Source organism: Nonomuraea sp. CA-143628 (genome assembly GCF_050942315.1).
Lineage (GTDB): Bacteria > Actinomycetota > Actinomycetes > Streptosporangiales > Streptosporangiaceae > Nonomuraea.
The window spans coordinates 5,728,302-5,751,885 of the sequence record NZ_CP192072.1 but is presented as its reverse complement, the minus strand read 5'-3'; the positions used below and the strand labels follow the sequence as shown (position 1 = coordinate 5,751,885).

Below are 23,584 nucleotides of genomic sequence, written 5' to 3'. Positions count from 1 at the left end.
CAGTTACCACGTGACCCAGACGTCCTGCAGCCCGCCGGACATCCCTCCGGTACGGAGCTTGAGGTCGTCGGGCGCGTCCCGCAACCGCAGACTCGGCAGCCGCCGGGCCAGCGTGCCCAGCACGACCTGAAGCTCCATCCTGGCCAGAGGCTGGCCGATGCAGAAGTGCGGCCCAGCGCCGAAAGTGAGGTGCTGGTTGGCCTGCCGGCGCGGGTCGAACCGCTCGGGCTCGGGGAACTTGCGCGGGTCCCGGTTGGCGGCGGGCGCGCTGGGGATCAACGTCGTCCCCGCCGGCACCGTCACGCCGCTCAGCTCGACGTCCTCGGTGATGAACCGGGGCACGCCGATCGCCGAGAGCGTGCTGTCCATGCGGAGCACCTCCTCGACCGTGCCCTGGATCAGCTCGGGATCGTCGATCACCGCCTCGAAGCGCTCCCGCTCGGAGAGCACCATCGCCGCCATGATGGCGATCATGTTGGACGTGGTCTCGTGCCCGGCCAGCAGCAGCCCGCGTACGGTGGCGATCAGCTCGGCGTGGCTGAGGCGGCCGTCCTCGCTGTCGGTGATCTGCGTCAGCTCGCTGAGCAGGTCGTCGCCCGGGTTCGCCCGGTTGCGGTCGATCAGGTCGGAGACGTAGGAGTTGAAGTCCTCGTACGCCTGGTCGACCTCCTCCTGGGTGTTACGCGTCAGGGTCAGCATGGTGGTCGACCAGTGGGCGAACTTGTCCTGGTCCTCGGCAGGCGCGCCGACCAGCGCGCAGATGACGCGCACCGGAAGGGGCAGGCCCAGCCCGGACGACAGGTTCGCCGGGGAGCCCTTGGCCACGAGGCCGTCCACCAGGTCGTCGGTCATCGCCTGAATCCTGGGGCGCCACACCTCCATCCGCCGGACCGTGAACCAGCGGCTGAGCAGCCGCCGCCACCGCAGGTGCCCCTCCCCCTCGCTGATGTTCTCGCTGCCCATCTTGCGCCGGTTGAACAGGCCGCCGTCCTTCGTGGTGGCCATCCGGGCGGCGCCCTCACGGGCGAGGTTGCGGCTGAACCGCTGGTCCGAGAGCACCGCGCGGGCGTCGTCGTAGCGGGTCACCAGCCCGGCCACGTCACCGCTGGGCAGCCGGACGTGCGCGACAGGGCACTTCTCCCGCAGCTCCGCCAGCTCCGCGGGGGGCTCCAGAGCCGTGGCCCGGGTGAAGGGATAGTCAGGAATCGCCTCAGCAGTCATCGTGCCCTCCAGTTCGGGAACCTGATCGAACTCACCTTAAGTCGGCTGCTTTATTAAGGCAACCTCCTTGAAATGGCCCTCGGATGCCCTTCCGGGCCGCCTTTGGTGCATAACGGGCTTCGCGGTTCGGCGGGTGGTGCGGCTGACCGGCGACGGGCGACCGTCGGGCGCGGGGCCGTCGCGCAGCGTCGCGTGGGAGCTAGGCTCAAGAGATCGGAAATGTGGTAACGAAGGGACTCCGATCATCGGCAATGACTATTTGCCCTCGTCCGAGGGCCCGCGACGACCGGCGCGCCGGCGCGTGACGCAGGCGGCGATCCTGAGCAGCCACGACCAGAGCCGGGCCGACATCGCCCAGTGGACCTGCCCGCACGGGCAGCACGCCGGGCACGGCTGCGTCACCTGCTACGAGGTCTCGGCCGACGCCGATCCGGCGTTGCCGTTGTGGGAGGTCGCGGTCTGGTTCACCTCGGCGCGGCCGATCCCGATCAAGACCCTGCACGACGTACACCGCCACGGCCGCCGCTTCGCGCTGGACCAGCCGTCGACCCCCCTGGTCTACCTGCTGAGCGGGCAGATACGCGCCGAGCTGGGCGCGGAGGCGGTGGCGGGCATGGTCGGGTTCCTGCTGCAGAACCAGCACATCGTCGACGAGTTCACCGTCACGGAGATCCGCGCCGTCCACTCCTGAGGCCCGAATGGGTAGGGGTCTACTCAGGTGCGGCGCCCCATTCCTCCTCACTCTTGGCTTAACGGGACAACCAAGAGAGAGGGGGCGCGATGGCCGTCACTCGAATCGACTGGCATTGGTTCTCCGCCTGGGGAAACGGTTACCACACGGTCGATGTCAACCTTCCCCCGGCGCTGGTCGGCACGTCGGTCTCGCTGTACGGCGCGACCGGGGGCGGGACGCAGTACGCGGGGATCAAGCACTTCCGGCGCAGGCTGGACTCCGGTGCCGACCAGGACGTGGACTTCGGCGAGTGGCCCTCGTGGCCGCCGCTGGTCTTCGACCGCGTCAGCAGCGTCACTCTGGCTATCGCCACAGGCACGGATCAGACCGGCTGGCTGCTCGCGCGGCTCGACTTCTGGGGGTGAGAGATGGAATTCAGGTCGACGGGCGGCGGTCGGGTCGCCTACGTCAAGAGCTGCGTCCTCTATGACGCCGACGGCGTGATCCAGCATGTCCATCACGTCGTGGACATGGAGGGCGTCGAGGAGACACCGGAGAGCGTGGTCGCCGAGCGGGCGCTCGCGCTGGCCAGGGATCGCGGGCTGGACTACGCCGCGCTGCGAACGCTGCACGTGGACCCTTCGCTGATCAGCGGCCCGGTGCACATGCGGGTCGACACCTCCAGCGGGGCCCTGGTGACGGAGGAGTCCTCCACCCTCTAGCCACGGTCCTGGCCGACCGGCGGCGCACCGGCCAAGCCGGTGTCAATCTCCGTGCAAGCGGGTGTCGTTAGCGTCGCCGGTATGTCACGACGATGGTTATTCGGTGCCGGCGCGGCGACCGCGGTCGCCGCGCTACTGGTCACATCCTCCCCGGCGGCGGCCGGTGCCGCCGCCCAGAACACAGCGGCACCGGCGGCCACACCGGCGAAGGTGTCCAACAAGCTGTTCCACGCGTGGCTGCGGCGCGACCGCGCGGCGGCCGCGAAGGTGGCCACTCCGGCGGCGGTGAATTCGATCTTCTCCTACGTCTACCGCGCGCCCGACGAGTTCGCGGGCTGCGCCGGCAACGCGTGCCGGTTCGTCCACACCAGTGTGCGGGTGCCGGGCGGGCTCAACGGCCTGCTCATGATCGTCTCAGGCTCGAAGGTGACCCGGGTCTACCAGTCGCGCCACGTGACCAAGCCGGCGGTGGCCGCCAAGCAGCTGCTCACGGCCTGGCACCAGGGTGATCGCAACCTCGGCCTCGAGGTTGCCTCACAGCAGGCGGTCGCCAAGCTCTTCCGCGTCAAGTACGACCCCAAGGGCGTCACCTACTACTTCCAGGGCTGCACCAAGGAGCCGAAGGGCTACAGCTGCGCCTATTCCTACGAGGGCGGCGCCCTGCTGATGCACCTCAAGGGCTCGATCACGCGCGGGTACGACGTCCAGTCGATCGGCTACATCGCCGACTGACCGTTTCCGATTTCCGAGGACCCGGGGAGATAGGGGTCACAGCACGATCGGCAGGCTGCGGTCCAGCCCGGACACGCGCAGGAGATTGAGCATGAACGGGCGGGGCCCGGCCAGGGCGAGCGTGATGCCCTGCGCCCGGGCGCGGTGCTGGATGCCGACCAGGATGCCCAGGCCGGTGGCGTCGCAGAACGACACCCCCGACAGGTCGATGATGAGCGTGCTGGTGCACGTCGTCAGAGCCGCCACCAAGCCCTGGCGGAGCTCCTTGCTGGTGAAGATGTCGATCTCACCGCTCACCTGGATCGTGGTCGGAGCGGACGCTCCGCCGGCCCTGGGAAGCGGTACGGCGTGCGTGATGGTCATGATGATCCCCCATCGAGGTCCGAGCTCAGCGTGCCCCGTCCATGCCTCTGGAGAGACCCGTGGGCGACGCTGACCTGAGTGCCAACGCACGAAACGTCCTCGGTGGGATGAGTTTATCGCATTTCGCAGCCAGCATTCGGAATGGTGTATTGGGGAATTCGTTAACTAAAAAGGGATATTTAACGTGATTATTTGCTGAAGCCCGCCATGAGGCCGCTGAGGAGTTGACGCCGGCCCACCACGTACAGGGTCAGGATCGGCAGCGTGGTCAGGACGACCGAGGCGAGCACGGCCGGCACGTTGATGCTGTACTGGCCCTGGAAGGTCCACAGAGCCAGCGGCAGGGTCCGCTTGTCCGGGCTCTGCGTGAGGATCAGCGGCAGCAGGAAGTTGTTCCAGATCGTCAGGGCGTTGTAGATCGTCACCGTCACCACGGCCGGGCGGGACAGAGGGAAGGCCAGGCGCCAGAGCGTCCCCCACTCGGTGGCGCCGTCCATCCGCATCGACTCGAACAACTCCTTCGGGACGTCGCGGATGAAGTTGGACAGGACCAGCACCGACAGCGGGATCGCGAAGGCGATCGACGGCAGGATCATCGCCAGCAGGGTGTCGTAGAGGTGCAGGCGGATGATGATCAGGTAGATCGGGATGACCGTCGCCTGCAGCGGGATGGCCAGGCCCATGAGGAACAGGGAGTTGACCGACCGGATGAACCGGCGGGAGGAGGAGCCCCGCACGATCGCGTAGGCCGCCATGAAGGAGACGCCGACCGCGGGGATCACCGCGCCGACGGTGACGATGAGGCTGTTGACGAAATACTGGATGAAGTCGGACTCGATGACCATGCGGTAGTTGGCCAGGGTCGGCTCGGTCGGCGGCGCCAGCGGGTTCATCGCGTAGTAGTTGCTCTGCGTCTTGAAGCTGGTGATGACGATCCAGTAGATGGGCACCACCACGACGACCAGCCAGAGCCACCCGGTCGCGCCGCCCAGCCAGTTCCAGTGCCGGGCGGGCGCGTCGCGTTCGTGCCGGGGCCGCTGGGCGCTGGTCCGCTCAGGGCGTGTTGTCAGGGTCGTCCCCATGTCAGGCCCCTTCCATCTGGCTGTGGTCGGCCTTGCCGCCGCCGAGCCGGCGCAGCAACAGCGACAGGGCGAGGCCCACGAGGACGAGGATGAGGGCGATCGCGCTGGCCGGGCCCATGAGGTTGGCCTGGAAGCCCCGCTTGTACATGTCCAGGGCGAGCACCCGGGTGGCGTCACCCGGACCGCCTGCGGTCAGCACGAAGATCAGGTCGAAGAAGGTCAGCGAGCCGACGAGCACGAGGGTCGTGGACGTGATCATCGTGTACTTCAGCTGCGGCAGGGTGATGCTGAAGAACTTGCGGACCCGTCCGGCGCCGTCCAGCTCCGCGGCCTCGTACATCGACTGCGGGATCTGCCGTACGCCGCCCTGGTAGATCAGCGAGTGGAACGGGATGAACTGCCAGGACACCACGAAGACCACCACGCCCAGGGCGAGACCGGGCCGGCCGAGCCAGTCCTGGCTGAGCAGCGCGATCTTCAGTCCGGCGCCGAGGCCGAAGTTCGGGTCGAGCAGCGCCTTGTAGGTGATGGCGATGGCCGCCGAGCTGAGCAGGAGCGGGATGAAGTACAGCACCGACAGCACCGCGCGGTAGCGCTGGGCCCCGGCCAGGAACACCCCGAGCAGTATGCTCGCCGGCGTCTGCACCAGCCAGGACAGTGCCATGATCAGGAACGTCACCCACAGCGCGTGCGGCAGGCCGGGGTCGGTGAGGACGGCCTGCCAGCTGGTGAAGCCCGAGAAGTGGATGTCGCCGATGCCGTCCCAGGTGGTGAAGCTGAGCCCGAGGACCCCGATCAGCGGGATCACCCCGAAGCCCACGAAGAAGACCAGCGCCGGAACGGTCAGCCACGCGAGGGGGAGATTGCGTCCCCCTCGCGCCCGGGCCGATGGCTGACCTGGTCCGGCGGAGGTCGGAATCGTGGTCACTTGCCGATGACCGCGTTCATGTTGGTGGTGAACTGCTGCGGCGAGATCGACAGCTGGAACAGCTTGGCGATGTTGTCGAGCAGCACCTCCGCCGCCGTGGGGCTGAGCGCCTGGTCCCAGGACTGGGCGAAGGTCTTGGCATTGCTGGCGATGCCGTAGACGAACTTCAGCCACTCCGCGTCCTTGGAGGAGGCGAACGCGCTGTCAGCGCCCTTGACGATCGGCACCGAGCCGACGCCCACCCACGCCTTGACCTCTTCGTCCCCGAGCAGCGAGGCGAAGAACTTCTTGGCGATCTCCTTCTGCTCCGGGCTCGCCTTGGAGGAGATCGACATGTACTGGCCGGGGTTGCCGACCGTGTCGCTGGGGTCGCCCTTACCGCCGTCGACCGGCGGGAAGTTCATGTAGCCGAGGTTGCCTCCGGAGACGAAGTCGCCGCCGTCGGCGGACATGCTCCCGTACGTCCAGCCGCCGTGGAGCATCATCGCGGCCTTGCCGGTGTACAGCAGCGCCTGGTCGGCGTTGGAGTCCGCGGTGATCGAGGAGAAGCCCTTGATGAACCCGTTGGCCTTGATCAGGGCCTGCATCTTGGTCAGGGCGTCGATGGCGGCCGGGTTGGACCAGGCGTCCTTCTGGCCGTCGAACACGGCCTGAAACACCTCGGAGCCGCCGATGCGGTCGAAGAGGAACTCCAGCCACATCATGTTCGTCCAGCGGGACTGCCCGCCGAGGGAGAACGGCGCGATGCCCTTGGCGTTGAACTTGGGCACCAGGTCCATGATGTCGCCCCAGGACTGGGGCGGCTGGGCACCGATCTGCTCGAAGAGCTTCTTGTTGTAGTACAGGACGATCGGCTGCACGGTCTCGCACGGCATCGCGTAGATCTTGCCGTCCACCGTCGCGGCCCCGAACGAGGACGGGAACAGCCGGTCCTTGACCGCGGCGTTCTGCCCGAACCACGAGGTGAGGTCCTCGACCTGGCCGGCCTGTACGTAGCTGCGCAGGCCGCCGCCGCCCCAGCCCCAGATGATGGTGGGCGCCTGGCCGGCCCCGATCGCCGTCTTGATCTTCGTCTTGAAGGCGTCGTTCTGGAAGGTCGTCCCGGTGATCTGGCCGTTGGGATTGGCCTTGTTGAACCGCTCCATGGCGGCGGTGCGGATGCCTTCCTGCGGCTGAGTGGACAGGTACCAGTAGGTGGCGTTGTTGCCGCCACCACCACCGGTGGCACCGGGTTTGGTGGGGCCGGAGCTGCCGCAGGCGGCGAGCGCGGCGCCCAGGGGCAGGCCCATCGAGAGGCTGAGGAAGGTGCGGCGAGACGTTGTCCTGGACTCCACGCTGATCTCCGTACTCGAATGCCGGGGGCGGGCCGCGGCTCGTTGATCATCGGATGCGGTGGCCGGCGGTCGTGGAGCAGCACCCCCCGATGCCTCTCCCCCAATCCGCCTTTTAAGTAGGTTCTCGAAACATTTGCGAAATGACCGCGCGGCCGTCAATCTAGATTTCGGCTGTTGACGTGTCAAGACCCAGGAACGCCCGGCAAGCACTACCCGTAAAGATCACTTGACGGCGCCGAAACATTGCGAAATATTGCGGCACTAAGGAGAGCAGCAGATGACGGCTGTAGATCGGCCCCTGGCGGCGGAGCGGGTTCTCCGCCCGTGGCAGGACCAGACGCTCCCCGTGGCCGAACGGGTCGACGCCCTTCTTGCCGAGATGACCCTGGAGGAGAAGGTCGGCCAGCTCGGCAGCCGGTGGGTGGGCAACGACATGCGGCCGGCCGACCAGCCCGATCCGGACCCGGAGGTGAGCCTCAATGTGGCGCCGATGCAGGACGTGTTCGCCGCCTCTGGGACCATCCCGTTGGAGGAGGCGAGCCGCCACGGGCTCGGTCATCTGACCCGCGTCTTCGGCAGCGGGCCGGTGACCGCGGCCGAGGGCGCGGCGGAGGTGGTCCGTCTGCAGAGCCTGGTCGTCGAAGGGTCCCGGCTCGGCGTTCCGGCGCTGGTCCATGAGGAGTGCCTGACCGGGTTCACGACGTACGGCGCGACCGTCTACCCCGCCGCCATCGCGTGGGGCGCGACGTTCGACCCCGGCCTCGTGGAGCGGATGGCCGCCGCCATCGGGCGGGACATGCGCGCCGTGGGCGTGCACCAGGGCCTGTCCCCTGTGCTGGACGTCGTGCGCGACTACCGCTGGGGCAGGGTCGAGGAGACGATGGGCGAGGATCCCTATCTCGTCTCGATGCTCGGCGCCGCCTACGTCCGCGGCCTGGAGAGCGCCGGGATCATCGCCACGCTCAAGCACTTCGCCGGCTACTCCGCCGCGCGGGCGGCCCGCAACCACGGTCCCGTCCCGATGGGCCGCCGCGAACTGATGGACATGATCCTGCCGCCCTTCGAGACGGCCATCGCCGAGGGCGGCGCGCGCTCGGTGATGAACTCCTACTCCGACGTGGACGGCGTCCCGGCCGCGGCCGACTCCTGGCTGCTGACCGACCTGCTGCGCGAGGAGTGGGGCTTCACCGGGACCGTCGTCTCGGACTACTGGGCCGTACCGTTCCTGGCGACCATGCACGAGGTCGCCGCCGACACCGACGAGGCCGGCGTCCTGGCGCTCAGCGCGGGCATCGACGTCGAACTGCCCGACACCCTCGGCTTCGGCCGGCACCTGGTGGAGCGGGTACGCCGGGGCGAGCTGCCCGAAGCCCTGGTGGAGCGGGCCGCGCGCCGACTGCTCACCCAGAAGGTCCAGCTGGGGCTGCTCGACCAGGATTGGACGCCCGAGGACTCGGTGTCCGCGGCGGCCACGGTGGACCTGGACTCGCCGGACAACCGGGCGCTGGCCCGCGAGATGGCCGAGCGGTCCATCGTCCTGCTCGACGGCGGCACCGCGCTGCCCCTGCGCGCGGAGGAGCTGCGCCGCGTCGCGGTCGTCGGGCCCGCCGCGGCCGAGCCGCGCGCCTTCATGGGCTGCTACGCCTTCCCCAACCACGTCCTGCCCCGCCACCCCGGCCTCGGGCTCGGCCTCGAGGCGCCCAGCATCCTCGACGCCCTGCGGATCGAGCTGCCGGACACCGAGATCGTCCACGAACGCGGCTGCGACGTGCGGGGCGAGGACCGCTCCGGCTTCGCCGCCGCGACGGCCGCCGCCCGCGCGGCGGACCTGTGCGTGGCCGTCGTGGGCGACCTCGCGGGCCTGTTCGGGCAGGGGACCTCGGGCGAGGGCTGCGACGCCGAGGACCTGCGGCTGCCCGGGGTGCAGGAGGACCTGCTGGCCGAGCTCGCCGCCACGGGGACACCGGTCGTCGTGGTCGTCGTCTCTGGCCGTCCGTACGCGCTGGGCGAGGTGCACGCCGGGGCGGCCGCCCTCGTCCAGGCGTTCATGCCCGGCGAGGAGGGCGCGGCGGCGATCGCCGGCGTGCTGTCCGGCCGGGTGCAGCCCGGCGGCCGGCTGCCCGTTCAGATCCCCCGCCGGCCGGGCGGGCAGCCGGGCACCTATCTGCAGCCGCCGCTGGGCCTCAACAGCCACGGCATCAGCAACCTCGATCCCACTCCGCTGTTCCCCTTCGGCTATGGCACCTCCTACACCTCCTTCGAGGTCGGCGACCTGCTGATCAGCGACGCCGAGGTGCCCACGGACGGCGAGTTCACGGTGTCGGTCCGCGTCCGCAACACCGGTGACCGGGCGGGCGAGGAGGTCGTCCAGCTGTATCTGCACGACGTGCTCGCCCAGGTCACCCGGCCGGTGCGGCAGCTGGCCGGGTTCGCGCGGGTCCGGTTGGAGGCGGGTACGAGTGCGTGCGTACGCTTTCACGTACACGCTGACCGGACCGCCTTCACCGGCCGTGACCTGCGGCGGATCGTCGAGCCCGGGGACGTCGAGGTGCTCGTCGGCACCTCCGCCGCCGACCTGCCGTGCCGCGGCGTCGTCCGGCTGACCGGCCCGCTGCGGGTCGTCGGTCGCGGCCGACGGCTCATCACCCCCGTGGACGTGGACCCCGTCACAGGGGAACCCGTGGACGTGGACCCCGTCGCAGGGAAAGTCGCAGGGAAACAGGAGGGCAGAGATGCCGGTCAGTCCTAGGCGGGCCACGCTGGCCACCGTGGCGGCCTCGGCCGGCGTGTCCGTCGCGACCGTCTCCAAGGTGCTCAACGGCCGCAGCGACGTCGCGCCGGCGACCCGCTCCCTGGTGCAGTCCCTGCTGCAGCAGCACGACTACGTCGCGCCGTCACCGCGCCGGACCGAGGCGACCGGGGTCGGCACGATCGAGGTGCAGTTCGACACGGATCTGACCGCGTACTCCGCCGAGATCATCCAAGGCGCGGTCGAGGCCGGAGCCGAAGTAGGCATCGGGGTCGTCATCAGCATCCGCAGAGGCAGGGAGCGTACCCCTGGGTGGGTCCGCTCTCTGATCTCCGCCGGTCGGCGGGCGCTGATCGCCGTGACCAGCGAGCTGACATCGGCGCAACTGACCGCCCTGTCCCGGGCCCACCTGCCGCTGGTCGTGATCGACCCGCTGAACCTGCCCAGCGTCCGGGTGACCAGCATCGGGTCGACCAACTTCACGGGTGGCTTCGCCGCGACCCAGCACCTGCTCTCCCTCGGGCACCGGCGCATCGCCTACCTCGGTGGCCCGGCGTCCGCGGCCTGCAATCAAGCCCGCCTGCACGGCTACCGCGCCGCCATGGAGGCGGAGGGAGTGCCCGTGCCGCCCGCATACGTACAGACGGGGCGCTTCCACTACCACGACGGCATGGTCACCGGCGCGGCGGTGCTCGACCTGGCCCAGGCTCCGACGGCGATCTTCGCGGCCAACGACGAGATGGCCCTGGGCGTCATGGAGGCCGCCCGGGCGCGTGGCCTGCGCATCCCCGAGGACCTGAGCGTCGTGGGCTTCGACGACACCCAGCTCGCCCCGATGGCCTCACCCCCGCTGACCACCGTCCGCCAGCCGCTGCGCGAGATGGGCGGCGTCGCCCTGCGCACGGCGCTGCGCCTGGCGGCCGGCGAGAAGATCGACTCCCACCACGTGGAACTCGCCACCGAGCTGATCGTCCGGGGCTCGACCGCTCCGGCATCGCCCGCCTCCGGCGCCTCGGCCCCCTGAGGCTTGGGCCGCCAGGTCAGTGGGGCTGTTCAGGTGAGCGTGCGTGGACGGTCTCGGCCCAGGTGTCGGCCCAGACGTTGAGCTCCCGAAGGGCGGGGCCGAGCGACGCCCCTACGACGGTCAGCGTGTAGCCCGCCTGGCTGGGAGCGACCAGTTCGGCGGTCGTCAGTTCGTCGAGGCGCTGGTACAGGACGCTAGAGGAAAGCCCTTCGCAGCGTGCGAGCAGAGGGCGTGCGCCGAGCGGGCCGTCTCGCAACTCCCAGATGATCCGCAGCGCCCAGCGCCGGCTCAGCAGGTCCATGGCGGCCATCAGCGGCCGGCCGGTCGCGGAGCCGCGAACGGGCCGGCCAGGAAGCGGAGTCCGATTCGCCGGCATATTCCTCCTTGTGTTTCGATTTCCGAAACAATAGCATCGGGGCGTTCGTTTCGATTTCCGAAACACTCAGGGGAGGGTGGATGCCGCCGCGCATAGCTCTGGTGGAGCCGCCGTACGAGCCCGAAGTCCGGGCGCAGTTGGAGAGCATGATGCCGGCGGGCGTTCCGCCGATCGGGCTGTTCCGGATGTTCGCCCGCAATCTTCCGATGACCGGTGCGATGCACGGATGGGGCCGTTACGAGCTGGGCCGTCAGCTGACGCTGACCATGCGGGAGCGGGAGATCACGATCGCCCGTACGTGTGCGCGGTGCCGCTGCGAGTACGAGTGGGGCGTTCATGTGTCGATGTTCGCCGAGCGGGTCGGGCTGACCACCGCCCAGGTCGTCTCGGTGACGCACGGGACGCACAGCGATCCGTGCTGGGAGTCCCCGCGAGAACGCCTGCTGATCGAGGCCGTCGACGCCCTGCACGACAGCTGCGACATCGACGACGCGCTGTGGGCCCGGCTCGCGGAGGTCATGGACGACGGCCAACTCCTCGACCTCCTCATGCTCTGCGGCTGGTACCACGCGATCAGCTTCGCCGCGACCGCGGCACGCGTGCCCCACGAGCCACACGCCCCACGGTTCGCCGACTTCGCTCCCGCGAGCTGAGAGCCTTCCCGAGGCAGGCAGGCAATTATTCAGTGGCGCGACCCGTACGGGCCGGCGAAGACTCGCCAGATGCCCGAGATATCGAGATTGTCCGACGGTACGGTCACCCTCTCCCCCCTGTGCCTGGATGACGTCGACGCCCACCTGGCCGGGGAAGACGACCAGCTGGTGCGCTGGCTCAACGGAGGACCAGGGACCCGGGCCACGGTCGAGGCGCACATACGCCGATGCCTGGAGCGGTGGGCAGCCGGTGGGCCCGTCCATACGTTCGGGATACGTACGGAAGGGGCCCTCGCGGGGACGATCGACGTGCGGTTCGACCAGCCGTATCTGGCCCCCGGGCAGGTCAATCTCGCCTACGGGCTCTACCCGGCCTGGCGCGGCCGTGGCATCGCCACCCGCGCGGTGCGGCTGGCCTGCCTGCACGCGGCGGCCGCCGGGGCGACCCAGGCGGTCATCAGGGTGGATCCGGAGAACACCGCCTCGGCGGCGGTGGCCGGCCGAGCCGGCTTCACCTACCTGAGACAGGGCCAGGACGACCACGACTGGTACGTACGGCGCCTACCCGCCCGAGGCGCTCTCCCATGACGGCCCGGTGAACGATGCTCCAACGTTGACCAGCCCGGCGGCGTCTCCATGACGACCAGTGTCAGGAATAGACCAACGTCCACTTTGTCGCTCGGCAAACCTGGCCATTTATTGACCAAACGGACGCTGTCACCGTCAAGGTGCCCGCCCTCCTCGCCTCCGATGAGCCAGCTGCGCCCGTCCGAGGACGGCGGCAGAAGGGCCCACCCCTCATGCACCGCAAGCGTGCGTTATCGGCTGCCTTCAACATCACCTGCGTCACCCTCCTGACCCTGGCCATCACCACGCAACCGGCTGCGGCGACCCCGCCGAACATCCCGTCCGCGGCCACCGCGACCTCCCGGCTCGCCACCCTCACCGTGGCCGCCGAATCCCACAGCAGTACCTACGACCGCGACCTGTTCCCGCACTGGATCACCCAGAGCGGAACCTGCAACACCCGCGAAGAGGTCCTCAAGCGCGACGGCACCAACGTGGTGACCGACTCCGCCTGCGCGGCCGTCTCCGGCAGTTGGTACAGCCCCTACGACGGCGCGACCTGGACCGCCGCCTCCGACGTCGACATCGACCACATGGTCCCCCTGGCCGAGGCATGGGCGTCGGGCGCGTGGGCGTGGACGACCCCCCAGCGCCAGACGTACGCCAACGACCTGGGCGGCCCCGAGTTGTGGGCCGTGACGGACAACGTCAACCAGTCCAAGAGCGACCAGGACCCGGCCGAATGGCAGCCCCCACGCACCGCCGAACGCTGCCGGTACGCCCGATCCTGGATCCAGGTCAAGTGGTACTACAGCCTGACCATCGACAGCGCCGAGAAGACGGCACTGAGCAGCATGCTCGCCTCCTGCTGACTCCCAGCCCAACGGCACGACGCCTTCGAGGAAGCGGGGGCGTCGTGCCTTCTCCTCTGTTGTCCGGCATGCTGCATTAGCGTGTCCCGACGGCGTACCGCCGGAATTCTGTCGGGAAAGAGGTCAATCGTGGACAGCCGAGGCGTGCTCGTAACCGGATCGTCGCGTGGGATCGGCCGTGAGATCGCCAAGATCTTCGCCGCCGGCGGCGACCGGGTCGCGATCCACCACCGGGACTCCCCCCGCGAGGCGGAGGAGGTCAGGTCGGCGCTCGACGGCGACGGCCACACCGTCGTCCAGGGAGACATAGCGGATCCGGAGGCCGTCGCCGCGTTCGTCTCGGCGGCGATCGACGCCCTCGACGGCATCGACGTGCTGGTGAACAACGCCGCCGTCTACCTCTTCCACGATCCGCTGACCGTGGACTACGCGTCCTGGCAGCGGATCTGGCGCCGGACCGTCGAGGTGGACCTGCTCGGCGCCGCGAACGTCTCCTGGTGCGTGGCCCGGCACATGGTGGAGCGCGGCCGCGGCGGACGCATCGTCAACGTCGCCTCCCGCGGCGCCTACCGGGGCGAGCCGCTGGCGCCGGGATACGCCGCCGCCAAGGCCGGCCTGACCGCGATGGGTCAGTCGCTGGCCATCGCACTCGCCCCGCACCGCATCGCGGTCTCCTCGGTGGCGCCGGGTTTCGTGGAGACCGACATGGCGGCCTCCATCCTGACCGAGGAGAACCGGGCCGGGGTCGAGGCGCAGAGCCCGTTCGGCCGGATCGCCCAGCCGCAGGAGGTCGCGGCGGCGGTGCGCTATCTCGCCTCGGCCGAGGCGGAGTTCGTCAGCGGCACGGTGCTCGACCTCAACGGCGCCTCCTACCTGCGCTGAACCCGGGATCCCGCGCTGGTGGCCGGGGCGAGCACAGCCTGTCGTCACAGTAAGTGTCGCCTCGGCTACTTTCCGTACATGATGGAGGGCGTCCTACGGCGAGCCACGCTCGCCCAGCGGAAACCTGCACCAAGGAGCAGTGTGAAGAGAATCCTCCTCGTACCCGCCCTGACCGCCGGAATCATCGCCCTCACCGCCAGTGCCGCCTACGCCTCGCAGTACATCGCCTACGAAGGCCGGGGCTTCACCGGCAGGTCGGTCGTCCTCGACGCGTGCGGGGTGTCCAACATCCCCTTCCACGGGTCCTACAAGTGGTACGGCGACGGTCAGTCCGGGCGCATGTACAACCAGCCCAACGCGCAGGGCGTGATGCATTTCGAGCTGCCCTCCAACCGCAACGCGGAGCAGCGTACGCCGGTCGGCTGGCAGAGCATCTTCATCGTGTGCTGACCTGAGCGGTTACGGGGGGCGTCCGCTCGGCGGGCGCCCTCCGTGGCATCAGCGCTCCACGAGGATCCGCACGCCCCAGGGGCCGGGTGTCAGCTCCCCGCCGGCTCGTGGTCGCTCTCATCGAGTACGTCCCGCACCGCGACGGGCAGCCGGACCGCGACACGCTCCGCTGTCTTCAAGGGCACGCGATCACGACGAGACGTCGAGGTCCTGGGCGCGGTGCAACCCCATGGCCCGGTTCAGGCGCCCCGTCAACCGAGCGACCGTGGCGCGGGGCAACGCGCGGGAGAGCCAGGTCGCCGACCTGTTGATCGCCCGCCCGGGGTAGGAGTTGACGACGCCCTTGGCGAAGGCGTCGAGGGTCTTGACCGCGACATCCTCCGGCGTGTCGGTGAACGCCGGGTTCATGGTGGCGGACGTGGCGTCGAAGAACCCCGTGGCGGTGGCTCCGGGGTGGGCCGCCATGACCCGCACCCCGGTGCCGCGCAGTTCCTCGGCCAGCGCCTCGGTGAACGACAGCACGAACGCTTTCGTCGCCGCGTAACTGGCCTGGTACGGCATCGGCTGGAAGGCGGCCGTGGAGGCCACGTTGATGATTCCGCCGTGCCCCCGCTCCGCCATGCGGTTGCCGAGCACGTGGGTCAGGCTCATCAGGGCAATGGCGTTCAGTTCGACGGAGTCGACGTTGCGCCGCAGCGAGGAGCTCAGGAACGGGCCGATGGCGCCCGCGCCCGCGTTGTTGACCAGGAGATCGACGGTGCGGCCCCGCCGGTCGAGTTCCGCGATCAGACGCGCCACCCCGTCGGGATCGGCGAGATCGGCCGCCTCGGTCGTGACCTCGACCCCGTGCTCCTTCTGGATCTCGTCGGCGACCCGGCGCAGCGCGTCGCCGGAGCGGGCCACGAGCACGAGTTCGGCGCCTCGTCGGGCGAGTTCATGGGCGTACGCGACGCCGAGACCCTTCGAGGCGCCGGTGACGAGCGCGGTGATGCCGGTGTACCTGTACATGGGCGTATCGCTTCCTCAGCATGTTCGTGCTCGGCGTCGCTATTTACTTCGAACCTCGAAGCAAGGACCAAGGTAACAGCTTCGAGCCTCGAAGCAAACTGCGCGCCTCAGGGCACGACGGATCAGCCGCTCGAGCCGGTGGTAACGGCCGACCTCGGCTTCCTCGTCAATCAGCTGGATGGGCTAGGTGAAGGCCGGTCTCCAGGTCTCGGCCAGGGTGAGGAAGGCCGAGTTCTCCTCCGGCAGTCCGATGGTGACGCGGACGCCTTCTCCGGAGAAGGCGCGGACGATGACCCCGTTGGCGAGGCAGTGGTCGGCGAAGGCCGTGCTGTCCTGGCCGAGCGGCAGCCACACGAAGTTCGCCTGGGAGGCGGGCAGGTCATAGCCGAGGGCCCGGAGTTCACGAGTGACGCGCTCGCGCTGCTCGACCGTGCGGGCGACCCGCCTGGCGACCTCCTCGTGCTCCTGGAGCGCGAGGATCGCCGCCTCTTGGGCGAGGGCGCTGACGCTGAACGGGGTCTGCGTCTTGCGTACTTGCGCGATGATCTCGGGCGCCCCGACGCAATAGCCGATCCGCAGCCCAGCCAGCGCGTACGCCTTGGAGAAGGTTCTGAGGACGACGACGTTCGGCCGGTCGCCGAAGAGCGCGAGCGCGTCCGGCACGACGGACGGATCGGCGTATTCGTGGTAGGCCTCGTCGACGACGATCAGCACGTGCTCGGGCACCCGGTCGATGAAGGCGCGCAGGGCGCTCTCGCCGACGGGCGTCGAGGTCGGGTTGTTGGGGTTGCAGACGAAGACCAGCCGGGTCCGTTCGGTGATGGCCGCCGCCATGGCCTCAAGGTCCTGGACGTGGTCGCGCAGCGGCACCGGTACGGCCGTTCCGCCCGCCACCGCGGTCAGGATGGGGTACGCCTCGAACGACCGCCGGCCGAAGACGACCTCGCCACCCGGCGCCGACACCGTGTGCAGCAGTTGCCCGCAGACTTCGGAGGAGCCCGCTCCCACGGCGACGCGGTCGGGGGTCACGCCGTGGTGGTCGGCGAGCGCCTGGAGCAGGTGGCCGGCGCCCATGTCCGGGTAATGGGACAGGCCGCCGGTCAGCCGGGCGAGCCGGGCGGCGACGCTGGGCAGCAGACCGTACGGACATTCGTTGCTGGCCAGGACGACGGCTCCGGGCACCTTGCGTCCCGGCACGTAGGACTGGAGTCCGATCAGGGACGGACGTACATGGACCACGTGGGTCTCACTTCCTTTCGGTGCCGGTCGCAGTAGGTGGCGAGCGTTCGGTGCCGGTCGTTGTGCGTGGGCGAGTCTGTGCGTGGGCGAGTCTGTGCCGGTCGCTACACGTGGGCGAGGAGGATCGCGGGGTTCTCCACGCAGTCGGCCACATAGCGCAGGAAGCCGCCGGCGGCGCCGCCGTCGCAGACGCGGTGGTCGAAGGTCAGTGACAGCTGGGTTACCTTGCGGGGTACGACCGTGCCGCCGGTCACCCAGGGGCGGTCGATGACGCGGCCGACGCCGAGGAGCGCCGCCTCGGGATGGTTGATGATCGGAGTGGATCCGTCCACGCCGAAGACCCCGTAGTTGTTGAGCGTGAACGTACCCCCGGTCAGCGCCGTGGGAGGCAGTCCGCCCGAGCGGGCCAGGCCGGTGAGGCGGGTCAGCTCCGCGGCGAGTTCCGCGGTCGTCATCAGGTGCGCGTCCCGGACCACCGGCACGACCAGACCGCGATCGGTCTGCGCGGCGAAGCCGAGGTTGATGTGACCGTGCCGGACGATCTCGGCGCGGCCGGTGTCGACCGAGGAGTTCAGCTCGGGGAAGCGTCGCAGGCCGGCCACGCAGATGCGGGCCAGGAGCGCGAGCAGGCCGATGCCGAGATCCGGGCGGTCCTGTCGCAGCGCGTCCTTCACCGCGAGCAGGCCGGTGGCGTCGACGTCCACCCAGGTGGTGGCGTCGGGGATCTCGGTGCGGCTGCGGGTCAGCTTGTCGGCCACCACCCGCCGCAGGCCGCGCAGGGGGATCCGCTCCGCCCTCAACGCCGTCCCGGCCGAGCCGAGCGCGGACGCGGGCGGCACCGCTCCTGCCGCGCCGCCCAGAGACGCGGGCGGCGTTCCGCCCGGCGCCGCGGGCATCGTTCCGGTCGCGGGGAGCGCAGACGCGGGCGCCGCTCCCGTCGCGGAGAGCGAGGGCGCGGGCGATGCGGCGGAGTCTCCGGCTGCCTTGCCGAGGTCGGCGATGGCCTGCTCGACGTCGCGGCGCAGGATCACGCCGCGAGGTCCGGTAGGGGTGATGGCGGCGAGATCCAGACCGTGCTCGCGGGCGATCCGGCGAACGAGCGGAGAGACCACGCGCGGGGCCTGTCCCGGCGTGTGCTGCGGCGCGTGCTCCGGCGCACGCTCGGGCTGGCCCGCACGCTCGGGTTGAGCGGCACGCTCGGGCTGGGCGGCACGCTCGGGCTGGCCCGCACGCTCGGGTTGAGCGGCACGCTCGGGCTGGGCGGCACGCTCGGGTTCGGCGGCAGGAGGAGAGGCGGACGCTTCCGGTGCCGTTTCGGGGGCCTTCCGGTCGGTGCGCCGGGAGCCGCCGCGACGCCGCCGTGTGCCGGATGTGCGGCCGGTGCCGTACCCGATCAGGACGTTGCCGGAGCCGGCCTGCTCCTCCTCGCGGTAGCGGACCGCGGCCGGATCCGTGTCCTGGTCGACGGCCGCCGCGGGTTCCGTGTCCTGGTCAATGGTGGTCGCCGTGTCCTGGTCGGCGGTCGCGGGGCCGACCTCGATGAGTGGTTCGCCGACCGTCAGGACGGTGCCCGCCTGCGCGTGGAGCCGCAGGACGGTCCCGGCGAAGGGGACCGGCACCTCCACGGCCGCCTTGGCGGTCTCGACCTCCACCACGATCTCGTCGATCTCGACCCTGTCGCCGACGGCGACCTTCCATACGACGATCTCGGCTTCCGTCAGGCCCTCGCCGAGGTCGGGCAGGCGGAACACCTGCCGCGCCGCAGTGGTCGTCATGACGCCTCCCGGGACAGGTGCAGGAGATCGGGCTCGTCGCCGAACTGGAGCCGGTCGACCGTGTCGAGGATCCGGTCGACGTCGGGCAGATGCGCGTGCTCGAGTATGGGCGGCGGATACGGGATGTCGAATCCCGAGACACGCAGCACTGGGGCGGCCAGGGAGTGGAAGCAGCGCTCCTGTACGCGGGCCGCGATCTCCGCCCCCACCCCGGCGAAGCCCTGGGCTTCCTGGACCACCACGCAGCGGCCGGTCTTGCGTACCGAGGCCACGACGGTCTCGTCGTCGAACGGGACGATCGTCCGCAGGTCCACCACCTCCAGGGAGATGCCGTCCTGGGACGCGGCGTCAGCGGCCTGGAGGGCCACGGGGACGCTCGGCCCATAGGCGACCAGGGTCGCGTCGCGTCCCTCGCGCCGTACCACCGCCTGCCCGAACCCCCCGGCGCGCCGGTCGGCGGGCGTGATGTCGCCCTTGGACCAGTACAGGCGCTTGGGCTCCATGAAGATCACCGGGTCGGGGTCAGCGATGGCGTCGCGCAGCAGCCAGTACGCGTCGTCCGGGGTCGCGGGGGTCACGACCTTCAGTCCCGGCGTGTGCGCGTAGTAGGCCTCGCTGGAGTCGCAGTGGTGCTCGACACCGCCGATGCCGCCCGCGTACGGAATCCGGATCACCATCGGCAGCGACAGCCGCCCGCGCGTGCGGTTGCGGAGTTTGGCCACGTGTGAGGCGATCTGTTCGAAGGCCGGGTAGGCGAAGGCGTCGAACTGCATCTCGACCGCCGGGCGGAACCCACCCATGGCCATGCCCACCGCGAGGCCCACGATCCCCGCTTCGGCCAGCGGGGTGTCGAAGCACCGATCCTCGCCGAACTCCTTGGTCAGCCCGTCGGTGACGCGGAAGACGCCGCCCAGCGGGCCCACGTCCTCGCCGAAGACGAGAACCCGCTCGTCTTCGCGCAGCGCGTCCCGCAGCGCGGTGTTCAGCGCCTGCGCCATCGTCATCGTGGTCATGTCAGTCCTCCGGGGCGGTCAGCTCGGACGCCAGCAGCGCCCGCTGCTCGCGCAGCTGGGGTGTGGGCTCGGCGAAGACGTGGTCGAACAGCTCGAACGGGTTCGTCTCCGGGTCGGCGTTCATCTCGTCGCGCAGGCGGGCGGCGTACTCCTCGGCGGCCGCGTGCGCGGCGGCGACGGCCTCGGCGTCCAGGAGGCCCCGGCCGCGCAGATAGGTCTCCAGGCGGGCGAGGGGGTCGGCCGACTCCCACCGCTCGACCTCTTCCGTCTGCCGGTACCGGGTGGCGTCGTCGGCGTTGGTGTGGGCGTCCATGCGGTAGGTGTGCGCCTCCACCAGGAAGGGGCCACCGCCGGTCCGCGCCCGCCGCACGGCCTCGGTCAGGACGGACAGCACCGCGACGAGGTCGTTGCCGTCCACCTGCTCGGACGGGATGCCGTAGCCGATCCCCTTGTACGCGAGCGCGGGGGCCGCGGTCTGCCTGGCCAGGGGTACCGAGATCGCGTACTTGTTGTTCTGCACGAAGAACACGACGGGGGCGTGGAGGACCGCGGCGTAGTTGAGCGCCTCGTGGAAGTCGCCCTCGCTGGTTCCGCCGTCGCCGATGAAGGCCATGACGACGCCGTCCTCGCCCTTGCGGCGCAGTGCCTCGGCCATGCCGACCGCGTGGACGGTCTGGGTGGCAAGCGGCGTGCACTGCGGCGCGACCCGCGTGGCGGCGGGGTCGTACCCGCAGTGCCAGCCGCCCCGCAGCAGGGTGAGCACCTCGACGGGGTCCATGCCGCGGGAGACCATGGCCACGCAGTCCCGGTAGGTGGGGAACAGCCAGTCGTCCTCGCGCAGCGCGAGCACGCCGGCGATCTGGCAGGCCTCCTGCCCGCGGCTGGACGGGTAGACGGCGAGGCGGCCCTGCTTGGTCAGCGCGGTGGCCTGACGGTCGAAGCGGCGGCCCAGGACCATCCGGCGGTACGCCTCCAGCAACTGCTCATCGGCGGGCGCCGGGTAACCGGCGGGCGCTCGCACGGCCGTACCGTCCTCGGCGATGAAGCGCACCGGCTCGGGTGAGGGGAGAAGGCCGTCGACCGCTTGACGGCGCGTCCGCACGGACATGGCGACGCTCTCTTTCTCTGGACGTTTGACAAGGAAAGCGTCGGCCTCCAGAACCATCTGTTCAAGACATCAGGCATGATGAGCGACAAATGGGTTCAATGGGGACGCGGGGAGGGCCAAATGTCAGCCGACGAGGGCGTTGAGGGGGGCTGGCCGGGACATTCGGCCAGCAAACTAGACGGGGTTGATCGCGCGATCATCGCCGAGCTGCTGCGTGACGGCCGGATGTCGATGCGGACGCTCGCCGAGCGGGTCCACATCTCCCGCGCCAACGCCTACGCCCGCCTCACGCGGCTGATGGACGACGGGGTGATCACCGGTTTCACGGCCGAACTCGCCCCGCACAAAGCGGGTCTGGGCACCAGCGCGTACGTCTCGGTCACCATCGAGCAGAACTCCTGGCGTACGGTGTCGGCCAGGCTGCGAAGCATCCCGTACGTCGAGCACTTCGCGATGGTCGGCGGCGACTACGACGTCCTGGTCCTGGTCAGGACGCCGGACAACGCGGCGCTCAGGCAGGTGGTGCTGGAACGCATCCAGGACGTCCCCGGCGTCCGGGCCACCCGGACCTGGCTGGTGTTCGACGAGGCCCGCGGCCGGGGCACGGACTGGGGGGCGCGGGAGAGCTAGCGCGCGCCCCTGGACGCCTTGTACTCCTCCAGAAGCGCGTCGAGGCTGCGCACCATGAAGGTGTAATACTCGTGCATCTCCCGCAGGCGCGCCCCCTGCCGCTCGGGCAGGTCGGCGGCGCGCAGCTGCGCGCTCTCGGCCAGGGTCAGCAACTCGGCCGTCTGCTCCAGCTGGTGCTGCAGGCAGCCGCTCCAGGCGTCGTCGCGCCATTCGTAGACGTACTGCCGGGAACCCGGCTCCTTGAAGCGCCGCACGGTTCCGCTGACCACCAGCAGGCGCGTCGTCTCCGACACCGAGCCCTTGCTCGCGTCCAGGGCGTCCTGCAGCTCGGCCATCGTCATCGGCGCCTCCCTGAGCATGAGGACGCCCGCGGCCCGGCCGGCCATCGGCGGCCAGCCCATCGCCCGGCCGATGTGCAGCCCGAAGTCGTCGATCAGGGGATTCACCGCATCGTCGCCGACGGGGCTGGACACCACCGGACTCCCATCGCTCAGAAAAAAATGAACTTTCACTATTGACTGAACTTTCCGTTGGAGGGCAGTCTACCGGCTAACAGCGGCTCGGGCATGTCCGGAGCCGCGCTGCCCGAATGCAGGAGGTTCGCCGTGACAGGCACGGGCTGGGACATCATCGTCGTGGGAGCCGGTTCCGCCGGCGCGGCACTCGCCGTCCGCTCCGCCGAGCGGGGCAAGCGCGTCCTGCTTCTGGAGGCCGGGCCCGACTACCGGTCGGCGCAGATGCACGAGGCGTGGCGGTCGCCGAACCCCGTCCGCGCGCTGCTGGATCCCAGCGCCACCGAGGGCCTGGTCTGGATGGGCGTCAGCTCCTCCCGGACCGACAAGCAGGCGCAGGCGCCGTACTGGCGCGGGCGCGGAGTGGGCGGCAGCTCGTCGATCAACGGGCAGATCGCGATCCGCCCGCCGATGGAGGACTTCGACGACTGGGCCGCCGCGGGCTGCGCCGGGTGGTCGTGGCGGGACGTGCTGCCCTACTTCGCGAAGCTGGAGGACGACGCGGAGTTCGGGGACGAGCCGTACCACGGGCGCGGCGGGCCGACGCCGATCTTCCGGATGCCTCGGGAACAGTGGGGGGCGGTGGACTCCGCCCTGTCGGCCGCCGCGCTGGCCGCCGGACACCCCTGGGCCCCGGACGTGAACGCGCCCGGAGCGATCGGGGTCTCGCCTTACCCGATCAACTCGCGCGCCGGGCGCAGGGTCACGGTCAACGACGGCTACCTCGAACCGGGCCGGTCCCTGCCCGGCCTCACCGTACGCGGCGGGGCCCTGGTGGATCAGGTCGTCTTCGACGGCGACCGCGCCACGGGAGTCCGGGTGATCGTGGACGGGACGGCGACGACCGAGTACGCGGACGAGATCGTGCTCAGCGCGGGTGTCATCCACTCCCCGGCGATCCTGCTGCGGTCGGGGGTCGGCCCGGCCGCCGACCTGCGCCGGCTGGGGATCACGGTACGGCGGGACCTGCCGGTCGGCCTCGGCATGCAGGACCATCCGATGATCGTCGTCGAGCTGCCGCTGACCTCGGAGGCCGCCATCAAGACGGCCGACGACCGCCACACCAACGTCTGCGTCCGCTACACCAGCGGCCCCGGGAGTCTGCCGCACGACATGATGTTCGTCTCGCTGAACCAGAACGTGCTGTCCATGGAGGCCGCCGACACCCGGTTCCCGGCTGGCGGCTTCGGCGTGTGGCTGAACCAGAACCACTCACGCGGCGTACTGACACTGACCTCCGCCGACCCCGAGGCCCAGCCCGAGGTACGGGAGCGGATGCTGTCGGACGCCCGCGATCTGGAGCGGCTGCGTCAGGGGGTCCGCGCCCTCGTCGAGATGGCGCGCGGCCCCGAGGTCGCCCCGATCCTCGACGGCTCGGTCGAGGCCCGCAACAGCCGCCTGTTCGCGGTGCTGGACAACGACGCCGAACTCGACGACCACCTCCTGGCCACCGCCGTGGACGCCCAGCACGGCACCAGCACCTGCCGGATGGGCGCGCCCGGCGACGCCGCCACGGTGGTCGATCCGTCGTGCCGCGTGCTCGGGGTCGACGGGCTGCGTGTGGTCGACGCCTCGATCCTCCCCTCCGTCCCACGGGCCAACACCAACCTGGCAGCGATCATGGTCGGCGAACTCATGGCCGACCGTCTCGGCTGAGCCCGCCCCCTACCT

At 70.1% G+C, this 23,584-nt stretch carries 25 protein-coding genes; 13 read left to right on the top strand and 12 right to left on the bottom strand.

Annotated features, from left to right (window positions below; translation table 11 throughout):
* Positions 1 to 3: 3 nt before the first annotated feature.
* A complete protein-coding gene (locus tag ACQP2T_RS26350) occupies positions 4 to 1,221 on the bottom strand; it encodes a cytochrome P450 (protein ID WP_433518708.1) in 1,218 nt (405 codons plus the stop codon).
* 259 nt (positions 1,222 to 1,480) lie between these two features.
* Between ACQP2T_RS26350 and ACQP2T_RS26345 the strand changes: the two genes are divergently transcribed.
* The 4 genes from ACQP2T_RS26345 to ACQP2T_RS26330 all read left to right on the top strand — a co-directional run bounded on the left by ACQP2T_RS26345 (position 1,481) and on the right by ACQP2T_RS26330 (position 3,348).
* On the top strand, positions 1,481 to 1,912 hold the full coding sequence (locus tag ACQP2T_RS26345) for a hypothetical protein (protein ID WP_433518707.1): 432 nt from the start codon (positions 1,481 to 1,483) through the stop codon (positions 1,910 to 1,912).
* Between the two features lie 89 nt (positions 1,913 to 2,001).
* A complete protein-coding gene (locus ACQP2T_RS26340) occupies positions 2,002 to 2,319 on the top strand; it encodes a hypothetical protein (RefSeq protein WP_357952112.1) in 318 nt (105 codons plus the stop codon).
* Between the two features lie 3 nt (positions 2,320 to 2,322).
* Positions 2,323 to 2,616, top strand: coding sequence for a hypothetical protein (locus tag ACQP2T_RS26335; protein WP_358199743.1), 294 nt, complete (start codon positions 2,323 to 2,325; stop codon positions 2,614 to 2,616).
* 81 nt (positions 2,617 to 2,697) lie between these two features.
* Positions 2,698 to 3,348: a hypothetical protein gene (locus ACQP2T_RS26330; RefSeq protein ID WP_433518706.1), complete on the top strand. Its 651-nt coding sequence runs from the start codon at positions 2,698 to 2,700 to the stop codon at positions 3,346 to 3,348.
* A gap of 36 nt (positions 3,349 to 3,384) precedes the next feature.
* On the opposite strand, the gene ACQP2T_RS26325 is transcribed toward ACQP2T_RS26330, so the two are convergent.
* The 4 genes from ACQP2T_RS26325 to ACQP2T_RS26310 all read right to left on the bottom strand — a co-directional run bounded on the left by ACQP2T_RS26325 (position 3,385) and on the right by ACQP2T_RS26310 (position 7,055).
* Entirely contained in the window at positions 3,385 to 3,711 is a 327-nt protein-coding gene (locus tag ACQP2T_RS26325) for an STAS domain-containing protein (protein ID WP_433518705.1), read from the bottom strand.
* Between the two features lie 188 nt (positions 3,712 to 3,899).
* A complete protein-coding gene (locus tag ACQP2T_RS26320) occupies positions 3,900 to 4,793 on the bottom strand; it encodes a carbohydrate ABC transporter permease (RefSeq protein ID WP_358541287.1) in 894 nt (297 codons plus the stop codon).
* 1 nt (position 4,794) lies between these two features.
* On the bottom strand, positions 4,795 to 5,721 hold the full coding sequence (locus ACQP2T_RS26315; RefSeq protein WP_433518704.1) for a carbohydrate ABC transporter permease: 927 nt from the start codon (positions 5,719 to 5,721) through the stop codon (positions 4,795 to 4,797).
* Complete coding sequence (locus ACQP2T_RS26310) at positions 5,718 to 7,055, bottom strand: extracellular solute-binding protein (RefSeq protein ID WP_433518703.1); 1,338 nt, start codon at positions 7,053 to 7,055, stop codon at positions 5,718 to 5,720. The genes ACQP2T_RS26315 and ACQP2T_RS26310 overlap by 4 nt, the downstream gene beginning before the upstream one ends.
* A gap of 277 nt (positions 7,056 to 7,332) precedes the next feature.
* Between ACQP2T_RS26310 and ACQP2T_RS26305 the strand changes: the two genes are divergently transcribed.
* Positions 7,333 to 9,804 (top strand): glycoside hydrolase family 3 N-terminal domain-containing protein, encoded by a 2,472-nt coding sequence (locus tag ACQP2T_RS26305; protein WP_433518702.1) that lies wholly within the window; start codon positions 7,333 to 7,335, stop codon positions 9,802 to 9,804.
* Positions 9,788 to 10,828, top strand: a complete 1,041-nt coding sequence (locus ACQP2T_RS26300) for a LacI family DNA-binding transcriptional regulator (protein ID WP_433518701.1) — start codon at positions 9,788 to 9,790, stop codon at positions 10,826 to 10,828. The genes ACQP2T_RS26305 and ACQP2T_RS26300 overlap by 17 nt, the downstream gene beginning before the upstream one ends.
* Positions 10,829 to 10,844: 16 nt before the next feature.
* On the opposite strand, the gene ACQP2T_RS26295 is transcribed toward ACQP2T_RS26300, so the two are convergent.
* Positions 10,845 to 11,204, bottom strand: a complete 360-nt coding sequence (locus ACQP2T_RS26295) for a winged helix-turn-helix transcriptional regulator (RefSeq protein WP_433518700.1) — start codon at positions 11,202 to 11,204, stop codon at positions 10,845 to 10,847.
* An 80-nt stretch (positions 11,205 to 11,284) separates the two neighbouring features.
* On the opposite strand from ACQP2T_RS26295, the gene ACQP2T_RS26290 reads away from it, so the two are divergent.
* From ACQP2T_RS26290 to ACQP2T_RS26270, 5 genes are all read left to right on the top strand, one after another.
* Positions 11,285 to 11,857 carry a carboxymuconolactone decarboxylase family protein gene (locus ACQP2T_RS26290; protein ID WP_433518699.1) on the top strand — a complete coding sequence of 191 codons (573 nt, stop codon included), beginning with the start codon at positions 11,285 to 11,287 and terminating at the stop codon, positions 11,855 to 11,857.
* A gap of 69 nt (positions 11,858 to 11,926) precedes the next feature.
* Positions 11,927 to 12,445, top strand: coding sequence for a GNAT family N-acetyltransferase (locus ACQP2T_RS26285; RefSeq protein WP_433518698.1), 519 nt, complete (start codon positions 11,927 to 11,929; stop codon positions 12,443 to 12,445).
* 212 nt (positions 12,446 to 12,657) lie between these two features.
* Entirely contained in the window at positions 12,658 to 13,296 is a 639-nt protein-coding gene (locus ACQP2T_RS26280; protein ID WP_433518697.1) for an HNH endonuclease family protein, read from the top strand.
* A 129-nt stretch (positions 13,297 to 13,425) separates the two neighbouring features.
* Positions 13,426 to 14,178, top strand: coding sequence for an SDR family NAD(P)-dependent oxidoreductase (locus ACQP2T_RS26275; RefSeq protein WP_433518696.1), 753 nt, complete (start codon positions 13,426 to 13,428; stop codon positions 14,176 to 14,178).
* A 141-nt stretch (positions 14,179 to 14,319) separates the two neighbouring features.
* The gene (locus ACQP2T_RS26270; protein ID WP_225291077.1) at positions 14,320 to 14,628 is read left to right on the top strand and encodes a MiAMP1 family antimicrobial peptide; all 309 of its coding nucleotides are present in this window, start codon (positions 14,320 to 14,322) and stop codon (positions 14,626 to 14,628) included.
* A gap of 189 nt (positions 14,629 to 14,817) precedes the next feature.
* On the opposite strand, the gene ACQP2T_RS26265 is transcribed toward ACQP2T_RS26270, so the two are convergent.
* The 5 genes from ACQP2T_RS26265 to pdhA form a co-directional block, all read right to left on the bottom strand.
* Positions 14,818 to 15,636, bottom strand: a complete 819-nt coding sequence (locus tag ACQP2T_RS26265; protein ID WP_433518695.1) for an SDR family NAD(P)-dependent oxidoreductase — start codon at positions 15,634 to 15,636, stop codon at positions 14,818 to 14,820.
* Between the two features lie 183 nt (positions 15,637 to 15,819).
* Positions 15,820 to 16,875 carry a histidinol-phosphate transaminase gene (gene hisC / locus ACQP2T_RS26260; RefSeq protein WP_433518694.1) on the bottom strand — a complete coding sequence of 352 codons (1,056 nt, stop codon included), beginning with the start codon at positions 16,873 to 16,875 and terminating at the stop codon, positions 15,820 to 15,822.
* 104 nt (positions 16,876 to 16,979) lie between these two features.
* Complete coding sequence (locus tag ACQP2T_RS26255) at positions 16,980 to 18,650, bottom strand: 2-oxo acid dehydrogenase subunit E2 (protein WP_433518693.1); 1,671 nt, start codon at positions 18,648 to 18,650, stop codon at positions 16,980 to 16,982.
* A complete protein-coding gene (locus tag ACQP2T_RS26250) occupies positions 18,647 to 19,663 on the bottom strand; it encodes an alpha-ketoacid dehydrogenase subunit beta (RefSeq protein ID WP_433518692.1) in 1,017 nt (338 codons plus the stop codon). Before ACQP2T_RS26250 ends, ACQP2T_RS26255 begins: the two co-directional genes overlap by 4 nt.
* Position 19,664: 1 nt before the next feature.
* Positions 19,665 to 20,771: a pyruvate dehydrogenase (acetyl-transferring) E1 component subunit alpha gene (gene pdhA, locus ACQP2T_RS26245; protein ID WP_433518691.1), complete on the bottom strand. Its 1,107-nt coding sequence runs from the start codon at positions 20,769 to 20,771 to the stop codon at positions 19,665 to 19,667.
* A 120-nt stretch (positions 20,772 to 20,891) separates the two neighbouring features.
* Between pdhA and ACQP2T_RS26240 the strand changes: the two genes are divergently transcribed.
* Positions 20,892 to 21,401, top strand: a complete 510-nt coding sequence (locus ACQP2T_RS26240; protein ID WP_357952087.1) for an Lrp/AsnC family transcriptional regulator — start codon at positions 20,892 to 20,894, stop codon at positions 21,399 to 21,401.
* Here ACQP2T_RS26240 and ACQP2T_RS26235 read toward each other — a convergent pair.
* The gene (locus tag ACQP2T_RS26235) at positions 21,398 to 21,874 is read right to left on the bottom strand and encodes a GbsR/MarR family transcriptional regulator (protein ID WP_433518690.1); all 477 of its coding nucleotides are present in this window, start codon (positions 21,872 to 21,874) and stop codon (positions 21,398 to 21,400) included. The genes ACQP2T_RS26240 and ACQP2T_RS26235 overlap by 4 nt on opposite strands.
* A 132-nt stretch (positions 21,875 to 22,006) precedes the next feature.
* Between ACQP2T_RS26235 and ACQP2T_RS26230 the strand changes: the two genes are divergently transcribed.
* Entirely contained in the window at positions 22,007 to 23,569 is a 1,563-nt protein-coding gene (locus ACQP2T_RS26230) for a GMC family oxidoreductase (protein ID WP_433518689.1), read from the top strand.
* Positions 23,570 to 23,584: the final 15 nt, after the last annotated feature.

Excerpts from the sequence above, each read along its gene's own strand:
- ACQP2T_RS26350 (WP_433518708.1), bottom strand. The coding sequence starts at position 1,221 with ATGACTGCTGAGGCGATTCCTGACTATCCCTTCACCCGGGCCACGGCT.
- ACQP2T_RS26290 (WP_433518699.1), top strand. The coding sequence starts at position 11,285 with ATGCCGCCGCGCATAGCTCTGGTGGAGCCGCCGTACGAGCCCGAAGTC.
- ACQP2T_RS26300 (WP_433518701.1), top strand. The coding sequence starts at position 9,788 with ATGCCGGTCAGTCCTAGGCGGGCCACGCTGGCCACCGTGGCGGCCTCG.
- ACQP2T_RS26240 (WP_357952087.1), top strand. The coding sequence starts at position 20,892 with ATGTCAGCCGACGAGGGCGTTGAGGGGGGCTGGCCGGGACATTCGGCC.
- ACQP2T_RS26285 (WP_433518698.1), top strand. The coding sequence starts at position 11,927 with ATGCCCGAGATATCGAGATTGTCCGACGGTACGGTCACCCTCTCCCCC.
- ACQP2T_RS26340 (WP_357952112.1), top strand. The coding sequence starts at position 2,002 with ATGGCCGTCACTCGAATCGACTGGCATTGGTTCTCCGCCTGGGGAAAC.
- ACQP2T_RS26255 (WP_433518693.1), bottom strand. The coding sequence starts at position 18,650 with ATGACGACCACTGCGGCGCGGCAGGTGTTCCGCCTGCCCGACCTCGGC.
- ACQP2T_RS26325 (WP_433518705.1), bottom strand. The coding sequence starts at position 3,711 with ATGACCATCACGCACGCCGTACCGCTTCCCAGGGCCGGCGGAGCGTCC.
- ACQP2T_RS26280 (WP_433518697.1), top strand. The coding sequence starts at position 12,658 with ATGCACCGCAAGCGTGCGTTATCGGCTGCCTTCAACATCACCTGCGTC.
- ACQP2T_RS26335 (WP_358199743.1), top strand. The coding sequence starts at position 2,323 with ATGGAATTCAGGTCGACGGGCGGCGGTCGGGTCGCCTACGTCAAGAGC.
- ACQP2T_RS26305 (WP_433518702.1), top strand. The coding sequence starts at position 7,333 with ATGACGGCTGTAGATCGGCCCCTGGCGGCGGAGCGGGTTCTCCGCCCG.
- ACQP2T_RS26295 (WP_433518700.1), bottom strand. The coding sequence starts at position 11,204 with ATGCCGGCGAATCGGACTCCGCTTCCTGGCCGGCCCGTTCGCGGCTCC.
- ACQP2T_RS26265 (WP_433518695.1), bottom strand. The coding sequence starts at position 15,636 with ATGTACAGGTACACCGGCATCACCGCGCTCGTCACCGGCGCCTCGAAG.
- ACQP2T_RS26330 (WP_433518706.1), top strand. The coding sequence starts at position 2,698 with ATGTCACGACGATGGTTATTCGGTGCCGGCGCGGCGACCGCGGTCGCC.
- pdhA (WP_433518691.1), bottom strand. The coding sequence starts at position 20,771 with ATGTCCGTGCGGACGCGCCGTCAAGCGGTCGACGGCCTTCTCCCCTCA.
- ACQP2T_RS26320 (WP_358541287.1), bottom strand. The coding sequence starts at position 4,793 with ATGGGGACGACCCTGACAACACGCCCTGAGCGGACCAGCGCCCAGCGG.
- ACQP2T_RS26250 (WP_433518692.1), bottom strand. The coding sequence starts at position 19,663 with ATGACCACGATGACGATGGCGCAGGCGCTGAACACCGCGCTGCGGGAC.